Here is a 230-nt window from a genome sequence, read left to right as displayed (position 1 = left end):
CGATGGGTTCGGGCGTCGGCTCGGGCAGCATGATGGCGGCCGCGTCGGGCGCGATCGCCGCGCAGCAGGACGCCGAAACCGCGAAGTCGGTGCTCGCGTTCGCGGCGGCCAGCAACCTGATCACGACCACCATCGGCACGTATTTCACGCTGTTCATCTCGCTGCCGCTCGCGGTCTGGGGTTATCGCGTGCTCGAACCGCTGATCGGCCGCACGACGAAGGCGTCGACC

General features: G+C 68.7%; 1 protein-coding gene. It reads left to right on the top strand.

The genetic code is table 11. The annotated features are described in order from the left end of the window. On the top strand, nucleotides 1-230 hold a 230-nt coding region (locus tag SB772_RS46190), incomplete at both ends, for a DUF3100 domain-containing protein (protein ID WP_410839291.1).

This window comes from Paraburkholderia sp. SIMBA_030 (assembly GCF_046535245.1).
GTDB lineage: Bacteria > Pseudomonadota > Gammaproteobacteria > Burkholderiales > Burkholderiaceae > Paraburkholderia.
Note: the sequence above shows the minus strand (reverse complement) of the source record. Positions and strands in the feature narration are given on the sequence as shown.